This window comes from Furfurilactobacillus rossiae, from assembly GCF_013394005.1.
Taxonomy (GTDB): Bacteria; Bacillota; Bacilli; order Lactobacillales; family Lactobacillaceae; genus Furfurilactobacillus; species Furfurilactobacillus rossiae.
In genome coordinates this window covers 1,748,850-1,766,495 of the sequence record NZ_CP040586.1, presented here as the reverse complement: position 1 = coordinate 1,766,495, position 17,646 = coordinate 1,748,850, and the positions used below count along the sequence as shown (strand labels likewise).

Sequence of the window (17,646 nt, the reverse complement as noted above, 5' to 3'; positions counted from 1 at the left end):
GTACACAATGAGAAACTGTAAGCGTTTACATCGAAAAAAGCGTCCGTTATAGTTCAAATTGTTAAAAAATCGAATCGCTTCGTGCTTAATTTGACAATGAATGAACGAACCCCGCACGGCGTGATTCAACAGACGACGAGGAGGCAGTGATGATGAGTGGCACATGGGACGCACGATTGGCTGCAGAGTTTTTTGGAACGATGATTTTGGTGATGTTTGGTAACGGGGCCGTGGCCAATTCTTTTCTTAAAGATACCACGGGTAATGGTGATCCAGGGCAGGCGAATGGGGGCTGGTTGTTTATTGCCCTTGGGTATGGCTTTGGGGTTATGATACCGGCGATGATGTTTGGTTCCATTTCTGGGAATCACTTAAATCCGGCGATTACACTGGCAGAAGCCTTTGCCGGCATCTTTCCTTGGACACATGTCACCGGTTATTTGATTGCTCAGTTTGCTGGTGCCATGTTTGGTCAATTACTTATTGTGTTGATCTACTGGCCGTATTACAAACGAACCAAGGATCAGGGCCTAATTTTAGGCACCTTTTCCACGGCAGATGCGGCGGGCAGCAAATTAAATGGTTTTTTGGCTGAAACAGTGGGGACGTTTGCATTAGTCTTCGGTGCCATGGGATTATATCGTGGCATGTTCTTCCATCAAAATGTGGACATTGCCAATATTGGGGTCGGGTTACTGATCGCCACCATGGTGATTTCACTTGGGGGTCCAACCGGTCCGGCCTTGAATCCTGCCCGTGATTTAGGACCGCGCATCGTGCATGCGTTGATGCCAATTCCTAATAAGGGAGACTCACACTGGGAGTACAGTTGGGTACCAGTATTAGGCTCGATTGTAGGGGCGTTCATTGGAATTTTCGTTTATAAGATCTTTTTCGGATTATAGTTTATGCGAAGACAGAAGGGCTACAACGACGGTGTGTTTTGAAAACGCGCGACATAACACTGGCTTTTGCTCATCTAATATAAAGACGACGTTTATGGGTACATTTTCCCATGAACGTCGTCTTCGTAGTACCTGAGAAAGTCAAACCGTATCATGTGTTGCGCTCAACGAAAAACTTAAGCTAAAACAAAAGTTTGTGAAAAAAACGCAAAAAACAAGAGTTGAATGCGACTATATCGGTAGTATAACTTTTCGTTATTGCAAAAATGAAAAACGTGTATTGGTATCTTATTGTGAAAGGGCTTACATTGTACTCGAAGATAATTATCTGAAACGTCTTAACTTGCAAGTTATCAATTATCTTAAGCACCGTAATGATGTGAAGTTAATCTCAAACGTTCAATAAGTGAGCAACTCTTCTCATTGTCATTGAATGTTAGAGGTTCAAGTAAATGATTGTTATGCAGATGCTATTTAATGCAATCAGCGAGCACTTTCAAACTTTCTGAGTCATAAACCAGCGTGACAATTTGTTTACCAATGCATTGAATCAACAAAACAAAGGTGGAATTAAAAATGTCAGAAATGGGTAAAATGGTTAAAATCAGCGAGAAATTAAAGGGCAATGTTGCACGTTCAGTCAACCCATACGGATGTCGTCAAGAGATTCTCAATCAAATTTCTTATGTTCAAGGTAAGGGCAGTTACACTGGTGCCAAAAAGGCCTTGATCATTGGCGGTTCATCCAGTTATGGACTAGCAAGCCGGATTACCGCAGCGTTTGGGCAAGGGGCTGACACCATCAGCGTGGCGTTTGAACGACCACCTAAGGATGAGACAATGCTTGGTACCGCTGGGTGGTATAACAATATTTACTTTAGGGAAGAAGCCGAGAAGGCTGGCTTGAAAGCGAAGAACTTTAATGGTGACTGCTTTACGCAAGCAATGAAGGATCAAGTCATTGATTACATTAAACAGGAATTCGGTGGCCCGTTGGACCTGTTAGTTTATTCAGTAGCTGCACCAAAACGGACAAACCCAGATAACCCAGATGAAACATGGCGTTCAGTTATCAAAACGGTTGGTCAATCGGTTACCGGTGAAAACATCAATTTGGAAAAGGATGAGCTGTTTGAACAGACGGTTGATCCGGCAACGGAGGACGAAATTGAAGCCACTAAGCATGTTATGGGTGGTGAAGACTGGGAAATTTGGGTTGATCAGTTGAAGAAGGCCGGCGTGTTAGCTGAGGGCTTTAAGACCATCTTGTACTCTTATATTGGACCAAAGAGTACGTATGCCTTCTACCATGAAGGAACATTGGGTGCCGCAAAGGACGCAGCGGAAGCCTCATCACACAAGATTCAAAAGAATCTAGACGACATCAACGGGGAAGCGCTGATTTCCGTTTCACGGGCTGTAACGACTAAAGCGTCTGTTGTTATTCCGATCTTCCCACTGTATTGCTTGGCTCTATACAAGGTTGAAGAGCAGACTGGTACGCATGAAACACCAATTATGCATAAGGATCGTTTGTTCCGTGACATGGTTTATGGCACCAAACGTGAAGTGGATGAAAATGGTCGTTTGCGTCCAGATGCATGGGAATTACGACCAGATATTCAGGAAAAGGTTGCCACATTAATGGCCAAGATCACCCCTGAAAACTTCAACACAGATTTAACTGGCTACGCAGAATTCCGTCGCGAATTTATGCAACTAAACGGATTTGAGGTTCCCGGTGCTGATGAAGACGAAGTTGACTTTGATGCGTTAACAAAATTACGTCCATAGGATCGATTAGTCAGATTCGCCCAGAACAAAGCAACTGACTTAACTGGCTTTAGTGTCTGCGCTCCCAAGCAAGTAGTTGCGATGAATGAATAATTAAATGGAGATGTTTAAGATGACAGTTCAATTTATTAACAGCGACGAGGCCGCAAAGCTCATCCCCGATGACGCGACAATCGCCTTGGAAGGGTTCTTGGGAGCCGATGTTGCTGAAGAGATGCTGCGTGCGATTCGCAAACGGTTTGACGATGAAGGGCACCCACGTCAATTGGAAATCTGGCATGCTTCAGGGATCGGTGATGGCGATGCTAAAGGAACGAATAATTTAGCAGCAAAAGGATTGCTACGACGGATCGTTGGCGGTCATTGGGGACTTGCCCCGAAGCTGGAGCCACTAGTGGCAGAAAATGATTTTGAAGCCTATAACTTTCCGCAAGGTGTGCTTTCACAGATTTTCCGTGATTCGGCCGCTCATAAGCCAATTCAAATCAGTCGCGTCGGGCTGGGCACATTTGTCGATCCCGATGTCGAAGGTGGCAAATTAAACGATGCTGCCAAGGCTCATGATCTCGTTTCAAAGATTCAGGTGCATGGTCAAGATTACTTAGCGTATGAAGTGCCAAAGCCAAACGTCGCAATTTTGCGGGGAACGTTTGCCGACGAGGATGGCAACATTACGTTTGATGACGAACCTCTGACATTGGAATCAACTTCGATTGCCATGGCCGCCCATAATAATGGTGGGAAAGTGTTTGTTCAGGTCAAACGGGTGCTTAAGGCGGGATCCATGAAGCCAAAAGATATCCGGATTCCGGGTCTGCTTGTTGATTACGTGGTTGAAACGGCTGATGAAAAGATGACCATGCAGAGCAATACGACACAGTTCAATCCGGACTATGTTGATCAAAACGTCATTAAACCAGCTGGGGCGATTAATGTGCCACTTGATGCTAAGAAGGTTATCGCGCGTCGAGCAGCGATGTTCAAGAATGATAGCGACGAGATTGTTAACTACGGCATCGGCAAGTACCCAGAGACCGTTTCACTTATTTTGAAAGAAGAGGGTGCCGCTGAAAACATCACGACGACGGTTGAACCAGGTACATTTGGTGGTGTGCCGATGGGTGGCGGCGACTTTGGCTGTGCCATTGGACCGGAGGCAACGATCGATCAGCCTTACATGTTCGATTTCTACGATGGCGGTGGAATTGACATTACATTCCTTGGCTTAGCAGAATTAGACCACAAGGGCAATATCAATGTGTCGAAGTTTGGTCCCAAGATTGCCGGCACTGGTGGCTTTGTCAACATTACGCAAAACACGCCAACAGTTGTTTATACAGGCACCTTTACGGCCAGTGGCCTAAAAGAAGAAGTTAAGAATGGCAAATTAAACATTATCCAGGAAGGTAAACGCGACAAACTGGTAGCGGATGTTGAACAGATTACGTTCTCTGGTCCGGTGGCTCATGAGAATAAACAAAATGTTTATTACGTTACGGAACGGGCGGTCTTCCAACTGGTTGATGGTGGCATCGAATTGATTGAAATTGCGCCTGGCGTGGATCTACAAAAAGATGTTCTTGATCACATGGGCTTTACGCCAAAAATTAGCGACAACTTGCGGTTGATGGATGCGCGGATTTTTGCAGAACCGTTAATGGGTGGCATTAATAACCAACCTGGTGAAAAGGTGGGCGTGATGGCTTAGTAATCCGTTGCTAACCGGCACGTGATACAAAACGACCCGCTTCCTAAAATGAGGAAGCGGGTCGTTGCTGTATTAGAGTGTTTGATCGGTCGAATTGATCGACTTGAAGTAATCACAGATCCACTTTTGTGTATATTGGACCAACGTATTGTGATAGATATCGCCTAGGGTACACAAACTGATATTCCACGGGAAAACCGGATCAAAATCACGGTGTTCAATATTAGTGCCAGCGTAGTTATTACCGATGGGTGCGGCGATAATGCCCACCACATTCATTTCCTGACACATGTTTAAAACAAGGTCCCACGAAGTCGTTTGGAAGAAAATGTTTGGTTGAATATTTTGTTGTGCGAAGCGGTTTTTAGTCTGGAAGGTCACCATAAAGCTGTCGTCCAGGGTGACGATGCGTTCCTTGCCAATCTCTTTCAGTGGAATGGCACCATCCATTTTATGAAATCGATGGTTTCGATTAAACCAGACAGCGACGTTATTACGGTAAATGATGTGCTCCTTTATAGAAGGAAAGGTCGCTGGGGAAACGAGTACGGCAAGATCGATTTCCTGCAAGAGCAACATCTTCTGTAGTTCGTAGGCACCTTTTTCCACGATTTTAAGGTCAATATCCGGATTGTCTTGAATGAATTTAGGAATGGCCCGATTGAACACCGTCGAAATAATAACCGGTGCGATACCGATGCGAACTGTACCACGTTTGACCGTTGCATGATCACGCAAGCTAACCATCATGTCATCATATTCACGGGCGACCTGGCGACCATGTTTGATTAAATCCTCACCAACTGGCGTCAACCCTGTGATGCGGCCCTTATTGCGGATAAAAACCTGGATCTGCTCAGTATCTTCCAGTTCACCGATAAATTTACTGAGTGCCGGTTGAGACACGTTTAAAATGTGCGCACTTTTGGTGAGGTTAAAACCGTTGTCAACAATGGTAATCAGGTACTGAATTTGATGAATATCCATAAAAAAATCCTTTCTTGACGATTTAACACAACAAACGAGGAATGTCGTTCAAGCTTAATTTGGAGGAAAATGAGATGACAGGTCAAGGAGAGCAACTGCTACATCAACTTAAAATGACAATCGACAAACGGTTAACTGAGCAACGGCCAGTTGTTATTGGTGTAACAGGCAATGTTGCGTCCGGTAAGACCACGTTTGCCAAACGGCTACAGGAATTTTGTCAGTCGCAATGGCCGAGTTGTGGAACATATTTGGTGTCCACCGATAATTTTTTGATGCCTAATCAACGATTGCGGCAAGCTAACCTGTTTGATCGAAAAGGTTTTCCGGAGACCTATGACAGCCAGCAAATGCAGGCCTTTTGTACGGCGCTCGCCACGAATGATCTGGAGATTGCCATTCCGGTATATGATCACAGTATTGACGATATTAATGTTCACCGGCACCTACTGATCGATCATCCCAATATTATTATTCTTGAAGGCTTGATGGTTCTGCAACCGATTTTTCGTGCTTTGCTTGATCAGAGTATTTTTTTAGAAGTGCCTCAGTCAATTAATTATCAATGGTATTTGGCACGTTGTCTTCGGCTAAATTTACCAGCCATTTATCATCTTGAGGGGGCAGCGTTTGAAAAATTAGCGCATGATACTTGGATTAACGTTAATTTACGTAATTATTTAGATAATGTTGAACCGCTGCAAGGGCAGGCGGATATTGTGGTTAGCCTCGGTGAGCAACATGAAGTCGTCCAATTAACGGTTCGCCACTCACTTCAATTCAACACCGAATCGCCGTTATTTGCGGTCAACTAGTGGCTAATCGAGTTATTGAAGTCAACAGAGGAGGAACGAGCATGCAATTTATAACCAGCGATGGCGTTAGACTCGAATATGATGATGTTGGTACTGGTCAACCAATTGTCATTATGACGGGTTTTGCAGGCAATAAAGAGATCTGGCGGTCACAGGTCGCGGCACTGGTTCAAGCGCACTTTCGGGTAATTAATTTGGACCGTCGTAATCATGGTCAATCAGAATCCACCGCCAAGGGATTACGGATGAGTCGACAGGGCAAAGATTTGGCAGAATTACTGGATTATCTGCATCTTGACCATGTTGATCTGATGGGCAATTCAATGGGTGCTGCCGTGGCCTGGGCGTATTGTTCCCTTTATGGTGATCACCGATTGCGCCGCATGATTTGTGTCGATCAATCACCCAGAATGATTAGTGATCATGGTTGGCCATATGGCATGCTTGATCTTAACTGGGAAAATTTTCCAGAAGCAACTGCCAAAATGTTACAAGTGCACACCACTTACAAACGGATTAATGATGAGACTTATCAGGCAGTCAAGAAAGCCCAAGTTGGTCATCGCTTTGATGAACAACTGAACCAACCATTGTTGTGGGATCGTGCGTTTCAAGATTGGCGCGATGTTTTGCGACAGTTGAACATTCCCGTGTTGTTTGTTGCCGGTGCTCACAGTCCATTTTGGTCGCCCAAACATGCGGTGGCAGCAGCAGACATGACACCAAATGGCACATCGTTTATCGTGCCGGAAGCTGGTCACATTGTGATGGCCGAACAACAAGAGCGATTTAATGAACGCATGCTGGCCTTTTTAAAGACAGTTGTACCATTCTCAGCATCATAAACGTTTCACGAATGTACAATGTACAATGTGCATGCATAACGTTTTATTGAAAACGCTTTATTGAATGATTATCATTATTTTATCATGGTTTGAATCGTTTTTGAGACAAAACCTAAAAACACCCTCTGAATTGCTAATCACTCGGATTTTCCGACCGTTAGTTTATCATCAGAGGGTATTCTTTATTCAAAATTACTGCTTGTTTCTGCTTGGGATTCACGTAACAACATGGTACTCAACTCTTGAATGCGAACACTCCGCGGTAGAAACACGCGGATATCGTCCTGCGAGAACCCCGTTTGCAAGATGTGAAGGTGGTCGTCATAGATAATTGGAAAATGTAAAAGACGGATATTCGCAATCATGGCTGTTAACAATGCTTGTAAAGACATTGCTTCAGGATCATGATTTTTGATAAACGCAGCATAAGCGAGTGACTGGAAGGAAAGCAAATCATCAACGCCATTTTCGGAGGCCATTAAAAATTGTTTCAATTCGTCAATCGTCAATTCTGGTTGATCTACATGAACACGTTGCTCAGTGAAAGCAACATCATGTTGGGTTAACCAACGGACTGCCTGACGAGAGGGTAAGTTTGACGGAATCGTATAAATTTTAATCATGTTATTCATCTCCATTTATAGTGCAATTAATGTTTCTAGGATGAGTATAAATAGTTATTTTTTTGAATAACAATATTTATGTTAAGTTGTAAATTCGCCGAACAAACGTGAAAACGAGTCGATTCATTGTCAATGTAGTGGTGAACAAAATGCAGTCTCACGCGGATCAGCGCACTTTATGGAGAGTGAATATGCTATGATATTCGTAATATAAAAAATTATGATTTAACCGAACTTATGGGGGTTGAAAAGTAAAAATGGCAAAGCGGGTAACGATTAAAGACGTCGCAAAGACTGCTGGACTGTCGATTACGACGGTTTCCCAAATTCTCAACGGGAAGGGCGAAAGATTTCCTGCCGCAACACAAGAAAAAGTGATGAAAATTAGGGATCAGTTAGGATACGTTCCTAACTTTAATGCCCGTAATCTAATCAGCCATTCAATGAAGACTGTTGGAATTATCGTGCCCAACTTAGTAAATCCATTCTTTGCCATGTTCTTGCGTGGCATTCAGGATGCGATGTACGAACATGAATGCGTGCCAATGATTCTAAGTGCAGAACGTGACGAGGCGTTGGAGCATTATTATTTGCGCACGCTGGTTGAACGTGGTGTGGACGCGATGATCATCGCCAGTTCAGCTGTCGGTAATGACGAAATCAATGGTTTACTCAAACGCAATAACGTGCCGTACTTATTGTTTGACCAAAACGATCCCATTAACGAAGGGGACCGGATCATTGTCGATGATGAACGTGGCGGTGAGTTGGCCACTTCCCATCTTATCGAGGCAGGTCATCAAAAAATCGCTGTGGTTTTACCAGACCGACCGTCACAAAATGTGCGTTTGCGACTAGCCGGTTACCGCAGTGCATTGGTTCGTCACGGCATTGTCTTTGATGACGAGCTTGTCTTCTCAACGGAATTGTCAAAGGCCGGTGGTTGGGCCATTGCCCAAAAAGTGATTGATTCTGGTGCAACAGCAGTGTTCTGCGTTAACGATGAAATGGCATTGGGACTGTTGAGAGGCATTAATGCGTTGGGAAAGCACGTGCCAGCGGACTTATCAGTTGTGGGCTACGATGACATTGATCTGGATGACTATATGGTGCCGCGCTTAACAACGATTCATCAGCCCGTCTATGACATGGGGACATGGGCTAGTCAGATGATTATGAACCGTTTGCGAGAACCAGAACATGCGCCACAGTTGAAAGTGGTTGACGTTTCGTTAATCAAACGTGATTCTGTGCGTAAAATATAAACGAGATAATAAAAGGGATTGAAATGGTCGACAGCAGTGTGCAACCATTTCAATCCTTTTTGAATTCATGTTTATTTTATTTACCGTACAAATTTTAATTCAACATGCGCGCCAACACTGTCAGCGATTTGTTGCAAGGTTTCCAGTCGTGGATTCATAATGCCGGTCTCAATGCGAACAATCGTCGATTTCGCCAGACCGGCCTTTTTTGCCAGCACAGCTTGTGTGTAACCGAGTTCATGGCGAAACTCATATAAAGCAACGGCGGCGTTGCCTGTCATAGTATTGTGATCAAAGGTTAAAATCCATTTGCAGAAAGTCAGTAATCACAGCATTTGCGGCCGCCTGCTTATTAATTTGTGCGACAACGCTTAGACTCAATTCATCGCTGGGCAAATGAATGGCTGTTACATCGGCTGATAATTTACCAGTTTCAACAAGTGAGTTTGGTACAATGGCAGCCCCCATGCCTTTGGCAGCCAAGCGTTCTGCGGTAATCAAGTTTGCCGTGACAAACGTGCGCCATGGATGAATGTTATGAGCGGCCAGATAGCCTGAAATAATTCGTTGGAAACCAGAATCACCGCGTTCGACAATCATTTCTTGGCGCGCAAAATTGAATAGGATGGCCTCTAAATTGTTGTTCACATCTTGACTGTTAACGTTTGCCAACGCATTTTTAGGCATTATCAGTGTGCAGCCCTCCGAATATAGTGGAATGTGTGTGATTTCGGGTTGTGGCGTCGGTGCAACACCAAAGTAAATATCCAATTGATTACTGGTCAATGCCTGTTCACCTTGTGCTGGGGCCAGTTCATGCAATTCAAGGGTGACTTCAGGATGACGACGGTGAAATGCTGGCAATAAGTTTGGCAACAATATTGAACCGAGTGACTGGGTAACTCCTAAACGAAGCGTTGCATGTTTCGCCGTTTTAAACGCCTGTGTGGTGGTAACGACACGATCAACCTGGCTCATTAACACACTCATTTGATTGAGATAGTAATTACCGGCAGCTGTTAATGACAGGGGATGGGTACTTCGATCGACCAAACGGACACCCAGCTCAGTTTCGAACCGTTTGAGTTGTTTGCTAACGTTTGGTTGCGTAAGATACATTTCGTTTGCGGTATCAGAAATGCTACCAGTCGTTTGTAGCGAACTGAGAATGCGCAGTAATTGTTGATTTTGATTCATTGTCGTCATTAAAAGAGCCTCCAATCTTTATGCCATTTTAGGCATATCATCTCACTTAAAAAGATATTTCACAATTGGGACAAAACCAGCAACAATGATGGTGTGCGATATAAAGCAGTCAGTTGAATGAATTTAGAATGGATTGCTCATTATTCAACAAGCAAATTCACTGATTCGAGTACGTTATCAAATATGGAGGAAATATGATGGCAAAAATAAATTGGGCACGAACATATGATGTCGTTGTCATTGGTTTTGGCGCAGCTGGCGCAACTGCAAGTCGGTTTGCTGCCGACAATGGGGCAAAGGTCTTATTAGTAGACGCAGCGCCATTAGGGCACGAAGGTGGTAATACACGTTACGCTGGTCAAGTTGTTCTAACTGGGCATGATCGTGCTAAGACCAAGCGTTATTTCAAGCGGATGTTTAACGGTATTAAAATAGAAGATGAAATGTTGGATACGTATGTTGACGGAATTAATCAAATTCCAGCGTATATGCATGATTATCTCGATGTCGATGAACCGGTTAGTTACAACAAAACGCATCGTGATCCAGGTTGGCAGGACTTTGCACATGGCCTTTCGCCAGAATATCCAGAATTCGATGGGGCCGACGCGATCGATTTGACAACCGTACATGACGGTTTCTTTGATGCCACGCTGTGGAAGAATTTGCGCAAGCATGTGACGGATCGGACTGACCAGATTGACGTTTGGTTGGAGAGCCCGGCAATGCGTTTGATTCAAGATCCCGAATCAAAGATGATTACGGGTGTTACAGTTAAGCGCAATGGTCATGAGGTTAACATTGCGGCCCGTAATGGTGTGGTCATGACGATGGGTGGATTTGAAAATAATAATGACGATATTCAAAACTTTATCGGTGTACCTAAGTTGAAGGTGATTGGGACCTTGTACAACAAGGGTGATGGAATTCGGATGGCACAAGAAGTTGGCGCTAGTTTCTGGCATATGCACAGTTATGAAGGATACGGTTTTGACACTGGCTTTACGTTTGAAAATCCGACTGAAGAACGGGGCAAATTTATTCTTGGCGCCTGGCCCGAACTATCGCATGGCAGTATTTTTATTGCTGCGGATGATGGTAGCCGTTATGTACGTGAGGATGAAAATGGACGTCATGGTCATGCTTACGAACATGGTCAATGGCATAACCCAACGGTTTACGCGCATCCTCATCTAATTTTTGACCAAGCCCAGTACGACACGATTAAAGGGCAAGGTAAGTTACCATATCCTGACTTCTTTAAGCTGGTTGTTAAAGCGAACTCGATTGAAGAACTTGCTGAGAAGATTCAGGCTGATCCTAAAGTATTGTCACAAACGGTGGCTTCCTTTAATCACTTTGCTGAGGCTGGTCAAGATGACCAACTGGGCCGGGAAGGCGATAGTATGCGGTCATTAGATGATGGGCCATACTATGCTGTGGAATTAGCCACTGCGATGCTTAATACCCAGGGTGGTGCCAAACGAAATGCGAAGGCTGAAGTGCTAAACGCTGCCGGCGAACCAATTCCCCATCTATATTCTGCTGGTGAGTTTGGGGGCATTAATGCCAACCAGTATAACGGTGGTGGTAATCTGGCTGAATGTTTAATTTTCGGTAAGATCGCCGGTGAAAACGCCGCTACCCCAAAGCAGGATAAGGTTAGCGATTCTGACCAAACAGCTACAGATGCGGACACGTCTGCTTCCATTCATGAAGATTCTGAGATTGACCTTGGTGGCAACGATTTGGTGGATAATGCTACCAACTACACGGTTGGCAATAACCAATATCTAGGTAGTGCTAACAACGGTATTGGTGGTCAAATCGTGGTTCGGGTAACTTATGCGGATCAACACATTAAAAATGTCGAAGTGTTGCAGGAAAGTGAAAGCGAAGACGTTGGTCGTAAAGCGGTGGAGGAGATTCCTCGTGAAATCGTCGCGCAAAACACGGCTGACGTTGATGCCGTTTCCGGTGCTTCGTCATCCAGCCGGGCGGTTAAGACGGCGGTTAAGGATGCGTTGAGTAAGGTTAAGTAATTTTTTTCCGCAGTAAACGTGATCTAAACTCATTTTAAACGAATAAGTATGACCGATATGGAGTGATGCAGCCTAATAATTAGGTTTAAATAAAACAAGCATTACTGTCTAATTTTTGGAATAGGGTTCTAATTAACCATTTTGCTTTTAATCTTTACTAATGCAAAAAAACTCATGGCGTGAAATCATGCCATGAGTTTTTTTGACAGATCATTGTAAAGGGCACTTTTGCTTTGACCGCAGTATTACGATGACGTATGTGTCAAAATATTTTTTGGATCAATTCCTAAATTGTTGCAAAATGTCTCTTCCCTTTCGCTGGTCCAGCGGCAATGCTTTCAACCACTGGCTATGTAACATCTAAAGATTGGTGGAAACTGAGTGCCATTTTTGGGGTTATGTTCAACGTCATTTGGCTTGGCGGTGGTTTACTTTGGACTAAAGTAATTGGTTTTTGGTAGAACAAAATAAAACGTATATTAAAATTGACTCACTAGAAATATGATCGATTTCTAGTGGGTCAATTTTTGTACTTAAATGTTCATTTTAAAACGGAACTTAGTGTCCTTTTTTGACCTAAATCAAAGTTACTAGTACTCAGTTGAAAACGAAGTAGTGGAATGAAAAATCAGACAAATTCGTCTGGACTGATATTGAATCCTTCATCAAGTTCACTACCGCTATGTGCGGTCACGTATTCTTTATCAGTGAAGGGATTGTGTCCTTCCGGTAAGTAAATAACGGCACCGTCACGTCCTTGTAGAACGTCAAAGGTATCATTTTTCGGATGAATATCGAATGGCAAGGGCAAAAAGTTGTGTGAGTCGATGGTTTGAATCTTAACTGTTCTCATTAATTTGACCTTTCTCGTGTATGCTTGAGGTATCAACCATTACCACCATAAATTTAGCATAATCTAGTTCCAAATAATAATATTTGCGTTGGTTTGTAGAAAAGTGGAGTTGACGCAAAACAAAGTTTCGTGGCAGCATGACTTAGTGAGCGGTTTTTGGTCACTTAGTCATGCAGGACGAGCTTCGAGACTTTGGGCTTTAAGGCTCGAAGGCGAGGTTGAAGACTGCGTAGCAGGCTGAGACCGGTCCCACTGAAACGTCGTTTTGAGTCGACGCAACGTGCTACACAATCAAGTTAACGTTTGAGCGGTAACAATTGTGATGCAGGAAGTGAACACAGACTAGTAAAATTAATTCAAGAAAACCCTTGAAAGCCTTTCCAAACTATGATATATTTTTCACATTGATTTTCAATAAAACGTTTTACTAAAAAACGGTGAGCTTTCAAGGCTCACTTAAAATTATTTAAGTAAAACGTTTTACCAATACAAACGTTATTCAAACCGAAGGGAGCAACAAAATGAAGAAGACAACAGTAATTAACTCAGATCTATCGCGTGTGATTTCCAATATGGGTCACATGGATTGGTTATCAATCGGGGATGCGGGCATGCCTGTTCCAGCAGGTACTGAAAAAATTGACCTAGCAGTAACGAAGCAGTTGCCAAGTTTTATCGACGTTCTAAAGAATGTTTTATCTGAATTAGAAGTACAACACATTTATTTGGCAGAAGAGATCAAGACGGTTAACCCTGAACAATTGACAGCCATTAAGCAATTGTTACCTGACACACCAATTACGTTTGTACCGCACAGCGAATTGAAAAAAGACCTCAGTAAGACACACGCCTTTGTTCGCACTGGCGAAATGACGGCGTACTCAAACATCATTTTGGAGAGTGGCGTGACATTCTAACTGTCAGCCATCATTTTATAGGAGCATAGAAATGGAAGAGACGAACATGCAACAAACTTCGGTTAAGCAATTATCAGACGGGTATTTATCCCGTACACCAATGTTTACCTTCTTATTAGTATCAATGATTTTCCCATTGTGGGGTGCCGCAGCTAGTTTAAATGACATCTTGATCACACAATTTAAAACCGTTTTCCAACTGAACGACTTGGCAACAGCCTTTGTTCAAAGTGCGTTTTACGGTGGTTATTTCTTAATTGCCATTCCGGCATCGCTGGTTATTAAAAAGAGTTCATACAAGTTTGCCATTATGATTGGGTTGTTTGCTTACATTGTCGGATGTAGCTTATTCTTCCCGGCATCACGAATGGCAACATACAGCATGTTCCTAGTTGCTATTTTTGCGATTGCCATTGGGTTGAGTTTTCTGGAAACAGCATGTGACACATACTCGTCCATGCTGGGACCGAAAAAGACGGCTAACGCTCGGTTAAACTTTTCACAAACTTTAGTGCCGCTTGGTGATATGCTGGGTATCGTGCTAGGAAAATACCTGATCTTTGGTAACGGTGGGAACTTATCTGAAAAGATGTCTCACATGGCGCCGGCTGCTCGTCAGGCTTATGGCGAAAAAATGTTGCAGTTAACGTTGCAACCTTACAAGTACATTCTCGGTGTGCTGCTGATTATCTTTGTGATTATTGCCTTTACAAAAATGCCAGCCGCTAAGGCCACTGCAGAAGGCGCTGAAGAAGCAACAGCTGCTGATACAAAGGCTGAAAAGGTAACATTACGTGAAACATTAAAGTATCTTTCTCATAACAAACGTTATCAACGCGGGGTTATGGCCCAATTCTTCTACGTTGGTATGCAGACAACCGTTTGGTCATTCACCATTCGTTTGGCCTTAAATCTAAACCATTCAATTAGTGATTCAGCTGCCTCAACGTTCATGATTTTCAGTTACGCAATGTGGTTCTTTGGTAAGGTGGTTGCCAACTGGTTGATGAACCGTTTCTCAATTACGAAAGTTTTGACCATTTATTCATTCCTGGGAACGTTGTCATTATTGGCAACATTCTTGATTCCAAACATGACGGCCGTTTACACTGCCATTTTAGCCAGCTTCTTCTTTGGTCCGGAATGGCCAACGATTTATGCTCACACATTGGACACAGTTACCGAAAAGAAGTACACCGAAACGTCTGGTGCCATTCTGGTTATGGCCATCATCGGTGGTGCAGTTATGCCGTTGTTGCAAGGTGCCGTTTCTGATTTGACGACAATGCAATTTTCATTCATCGTGCCAGTGATCTGTTTCGTCATCGTAACAACGTACTTCTTCTTTGAACATCGTTACGAAGTTGCACATCCAGAAACGGTTGCGGAACACTAAAAGCATCGTAGACACTACTCTTGTTCAGGTGTTTTATGGTAAATTAGTCATGGAACAATTTATACGGTTTATTATTGAATATTAAAGGGGACAATTATGGCGAACAAAGTCGTTGTATTAGGAAGTCTAAACATGGATTCCATCTTACGGATTCCACGTCTGCCACTTGGCGGCGAAACTATGGAAATGACGGATAAAAGTTCAGCACCTGGTGGTAAGGGTGCTAACCAGGCCGTTGCTGCTGCTCGTGCTGGCGCACAAACATCATTCATCGGTAAAGTTGGTGCTGACGATGCCGCTGAAGTATTGCGCGATGCTTTGAAGTCAGACAACATTAGTGTTGAACATGTCACGACGGATGAACAACGCGGTTCTGGTCAAGCCTTTATTTTATTGCAAGAAAGTGGTCAAAACTCGATTCTTGTTTACGCTGGTTCTAACCAGTCCTTAAGCAAGGCCGATGTTGATGCTGCCAAAGATGTGATTAAAGATGCTGATTTTTTGATTTCTCAATTTGAGACACCAATTGAAACGACGACGTATGCATTCGAGTACGCGCAATCCGTTGGCGTAACGACCATCTTAAACCCAGCACCAGCGATCCCAACGATCCCAGCTGATCTATTAAAGGTCACTGATTTGATTGCACCAAACGAAACAGAATCCGCGACCATCACCGGCATCGAAGTGACTGATGCCGCTTCAATGCTGTTGAATGCGGCTAAGTTTGCCCAAATGGGTTGTAAGGAACTGATCATTACCGTTGGTGCTCGTGGTGCCTTTTACGCGAACCAAAACGGTAGTGGCTTCGTTGACGCATTCAAAGTGAAGGCCGTTGACACAACAGCTGCCGGGGACACATTCCTTGGCGCTTTAAGTTCACAATTGAAGCCAGACTTCAGTAACATGCGTGAAGCCATTACGTTTGCTAACCATGCTTCATCGATCACTGTTCAACGTCTTGGTGCACAGCCTTCGATTCCAACATTGGATGAGATTAAGGCAGAATATAAATAAATAAGTTACTGATTTTGAGTTCGGTAAATGACATCATTCATGAAAGCTGTTGCTTTTGTGAGTGATGTTTTTTTATATGTCGGTGGCAAAGATTTTTATATGTACGATCAAAAGTGAATTCTTTTGCGTATGTAATGAGTAACGCTAAATATGAACAGATATCAAATCGGAATAATATTCTATAATAGAATATATGGTATAATAGTCAATGAAAGAATATAAGCTCATACGTGATAGCAAGAGATTGGGAAACCTGAATGGGATTGGATTTGAGTCTGGGTTTGATTGGAAATTTAAGTTGAAAAGCCATCAGGTGATGGGAATATATGTAGATAAACAGTTAGTCGGGCTAATTTCATTTTCACATTTACAAGGATTTACAAAGGTTTCCTTGATTGAAGTCGCAAAGTTATATCGGAGACAACGTTATGGCGCAATATTGCTAGCACTTGTGATGTGAGAAGCAATTAAAATTCCTGACAATGGTGGTTATGTTAGTTTGAGAACCAAGACAAACGGTGTACAAATGTTTTATTTGCATCTTGGTGCTATTTGGTTTGAACAAATGATGATTTTCCAGCCTGAGGTTTGTCAAAGAAATGTTACTAAGTATTTAGAGAAGGGTTGGTAAACGAAAATGAACGAAAACCAAGTTCGAGACGAAATAAAAGAACTTCGGCAAGAATTTGAAAAATCACTACCTAGTTCTGCAGAGTACACTCGTGTTTCAAAAAAACTCGATGATCTCTACTATGAGCATATGGATATTAGGGAGGCAGCGCTGATTGCCAAGCATCTAGATCATAAAGACACGATTGACGATGACGTTAAAATGATTGTTGCAGCGGCAAATGGTGAAAATGTGGCAGAAGCCTTGGATTTGCCAATCAATGTCTGTGCAGCGTTTAAAATTCTCCACGAACGTTTGGCAAAAGGATGGACCCAGGCAGAACTGGGACAGAAAGTTAATCTCAGTCAAAGTCAAATTGCAAAGATCGAGAACATTCAGCAAATTCCAGACGTTGGGACCTTATCGGGAATATTAGTTGCATTAGATGCGCAGATGGAAATTGGTGCCCGCAAAATAAGTTAATTTAGAAATATAAAGATTAATGATTGGCTTTGAAGAGGAGTGAACTCCATGGATTGAATTTTATTCAATTTTTTGGAACTCACTTCTTTTTTGATACGACCAATCGTTTCTAAAAAAATAGTTTTTTAATATTGTGGCTATGATTTTATTATGAATAACTGTGACTTTAACGTCTCATCA

17 protein-coding genes are annotated in these 17,646 nt (G+C 43.0%); 12 read left to right on the top strand and 5 right to left on the bottom strand.

Annotation, left to right across the window (positions count from 1 at the left end):
• The first annotated feature begins 152 nt into the window (after nt 1–152).
• From LROSL1_RS08480 to LROSL1_RS08470, 3 genes are all read left to right on the top strand, one after another.
• Entirely contained in the window at nt 153–905 is a 753-nt protein-coding gene (locus tag LROSL1_RS08480) for an MIP/aquaporin family protein (RefSeq protein ID WP_178914948.1), read from the top strand.
• Between the two features lie 585 nt (nt 906–1,490).
• Nucleotides 1,491–2,699 carry an enoyl-ACP reductase FabV gene (gene fabV / locus LROSL1_RS08475; RefSeq protein ID WP_404825830.1) on the top strand — a complete coding sequence of 403 codons (1,209 nt, stop codon included), beginning with the start codon at nt 1,491–1,493 and terminating at the stop codon, nt 2,697–2,699.
• Between the two features lie 112 nt (nt 2,700–2,811).
• Complete coding sequence (locus LROSL1_RS08470; protein WP_178914349.1) at nt 2,812–4,407, top strand: acyl CoA:acetate/3-ketoacid CoA transferase; 1,596 nt, start codon at nt 2,812–2,814, stop codon at nt 4,405–4,407.
• A gap of 72 nt (nt 4,408–4,479) precedes the next feature.
• Here the strand turns inward: LROSL1_RS08470 and LROSL1_RS08465 are convergent, their stop codons facing one another.
• Nucleotides 4,480–5,394 (bottom strand): LysR family transcriptional regulator, encoded by a 915-nt coding sequence (locus LROSL1_RS08465; RefSeq protein ID WP_178914348.1) that lies wholly within the window; start codon nt 5,392–5,394, stop codon nt 4,480–4,482.
• A gap of 74 nt (nt 5,395–5,468) precedes the next feature.
• Between LROSL1_RS08465 and LROSL1_RS08460 the strand changes: the two genes are divergently transcribed.
• Nucleotides 5,469–6,209 carry a type I pantothenate kinase gene (locus tag LROSL1_RS08460; RefSeq protein WP_178914347.1) on the top strand — a complete coding sequence of 247 codons (741 nt, stop codon included), beginning with the start codon at nt 5,469–5,471 and terminating at the stop codon, nt 6,207–6,209.
• Between the two features lie 41 nt (nt 6,210–6,250).
• A complete protein-coding gene (locus LROSL1_RS08455) occupies nt 6,251–7,054 on the top strand; it encodes an alpha/beta fold hydrolase (protein WP_178914346.1) in 804 nt (267 codons plus the stop codon).
• 182 nt (nt 7,055–7,236) lie between these two features.
• Here the strand turns inward: LROSL1_RS08455 and LROSL1_RS08450 are convergent, their stop codons facing one another.
• Nucleotides 7,237–7,677 carry an ArsC/Spx/MgsR family protein gene (locus LROSL1_RS08450; RefSeq protein WP_178914345.1) on the bottom strand — a complete coding sequence of 147 codons (441 nt, stop codon included), beginning with the start codon at nt 7,675–7,677 and terminating at the stop codon, nt 7,237–7,239.
• Nucleotides 7,678–7,934: 257 nt separating this feature from the next.
• Between LROSL1_RS08450 and rbsR the strand changes: the two genes are divergently transcribed.
• Nucleotides 7,935–8,942: a ribose utilization transcriptional repressor RbsR gene (rbsR, locus tag LROSL1_RS08445; RefSeq protein WP_178914344.1), complete on the top strand. Its 1,008-nt coding sequence runs from the start codon at nt 7,935–7,937 to the stop codon at nt 8,940–8,942.
• Between the two features lie 80 nt (nt 8,943–9,022).
• Here rbsR and LROSL1_RS08440 read toward each other — a convergent pair whose 3' ends face one another.
• The gene (locus LROSL1_RS08440; RefSeq protein ID WP_225440515.1) at nt 9,023–9,223 is read right to left on the bottom strand and encodes a helix-turn-helix transcriptional regulator; all 201 of its coding nucleotides are present in this window, start codon (nt 9,221–9,223) and stop codon (nt 9,023–9,025) included.
• Nucleotides 9,224–9,233: 10 nt separating this feature from the next.
• On the bottom strand, nt 9,234–10,148 hold the full coding sequence (locus LROSL1_RS08435; RefSeq protein ID WP_178914343.1) for a LysR family transcriptional regulator: 915 nt from the start codon (nt 10,146–10,148) through the stop codon (nt 9,234–9,236).
• A gap of 197 nt (nt 10,149–10,345) precedes the next feature.
• Between LROSL1_RS08435 and LROSL1_RS08430 the strand changes: the two genes are divergently transcribed.
• On the top strand, nt 10,346–12,190 hold the full coding sequence (locus tag LROSL1_RS08430; RefSeq protein ID WP_178914342.1) for an FAD-binding protein: 1,845 nt from the start codon (nt 10,346–10,348) through the stop codon (nt 12,188–12,190).
• Between the two features lie 628 nt (nt 12,191–12,818).
• On the opposite strand, the gene LROSL1_RS08420 is transcribed toward LROSL1_RS08430, so the two are convergent.
• Nucleotides 12,819–13,043: an antitoxin of toxin-antitoxin stability system gene (locus LROSL1_RS08420; RefSeq protein WP_178914341.1), complete on the bottom strand. Its 225-nt coding sequence runs from the start codon at nt 13,041–13,043 to the stop codon at nt 12,819–12,821.
• Between the two features lie 521 nt (nt 13,044–13,564).
• Between LROSL1_RS08420 and rbsD the strand changes: the two genes are divergently transcribed.
• The 5 genes from rbsD (at nt 13,565) to LROSL1_RS08400 (ending at nt 17,466) form a co-directional block, all read left to right on the top strand.
• Nucleotides 13,565–13,960, top strand: a complete 396-nt coding sequence (gene rbsD / locus LROSL1_RS08415; RefSeq protein ID WP_178914340.1) for a D-ribose pyranase — start codon at nt 13,565–13,567, stop codon at nt 13,958–13,960.
• 46 nt (nt 13,961–14,006) lie between these two features.
• On the top strand, nt 14,007–15,356 hold the full coding sequence (gene fucP, locus LROSL1_RS08410; protein ID WP_178914947.1) for an L-fucose:H+ symporter permease: 1,350 nt from the start codon (nt 14,007–14,009) through the stop codon (nt 15,354–15,356).
• 96 nt (nt 15,357–15,452) lie between these two features.
• Entirely contained in the window at nt 15,453–16,373 is a 921-nt protein-coding gene (gene rbsK / locus LROSL1_RS08405; RefSeq protein ID WP_026017234.1) for a ribokinase, read from the top strand.
• A 208-nt stretch (nt 16,374–16,581) separates the two neighbouring features.
• Complete coding sequence (locus LROSL1_RS13285) at nt 16,582–16,833, top strand: GNAT family N-acetyltransferase (RefSeq protein WP_404825800.1); 252 nt, start codon at nt 16,582–16,584, stop codon at nt 16,831–16,833.
• Nucleotides 16,834–17,010: 177 nt separating this feature from the next.
• Nucleotides 17,011–17,466 carry a helix-turn-helix domain-containing protein gene (locus LROSL1_RS08400; RefSeq protein ID WP_178914339.1) on the top strand — a complete coding sequence of 152 codons (456 nt, stop codon included), beginning with the start codon at nt 17,011–17,013 and terminating at the stop codon, nt 17,464–17,466.
• Nucleotides 17,467–17,646: the final 180 nt, after the last annotated feature.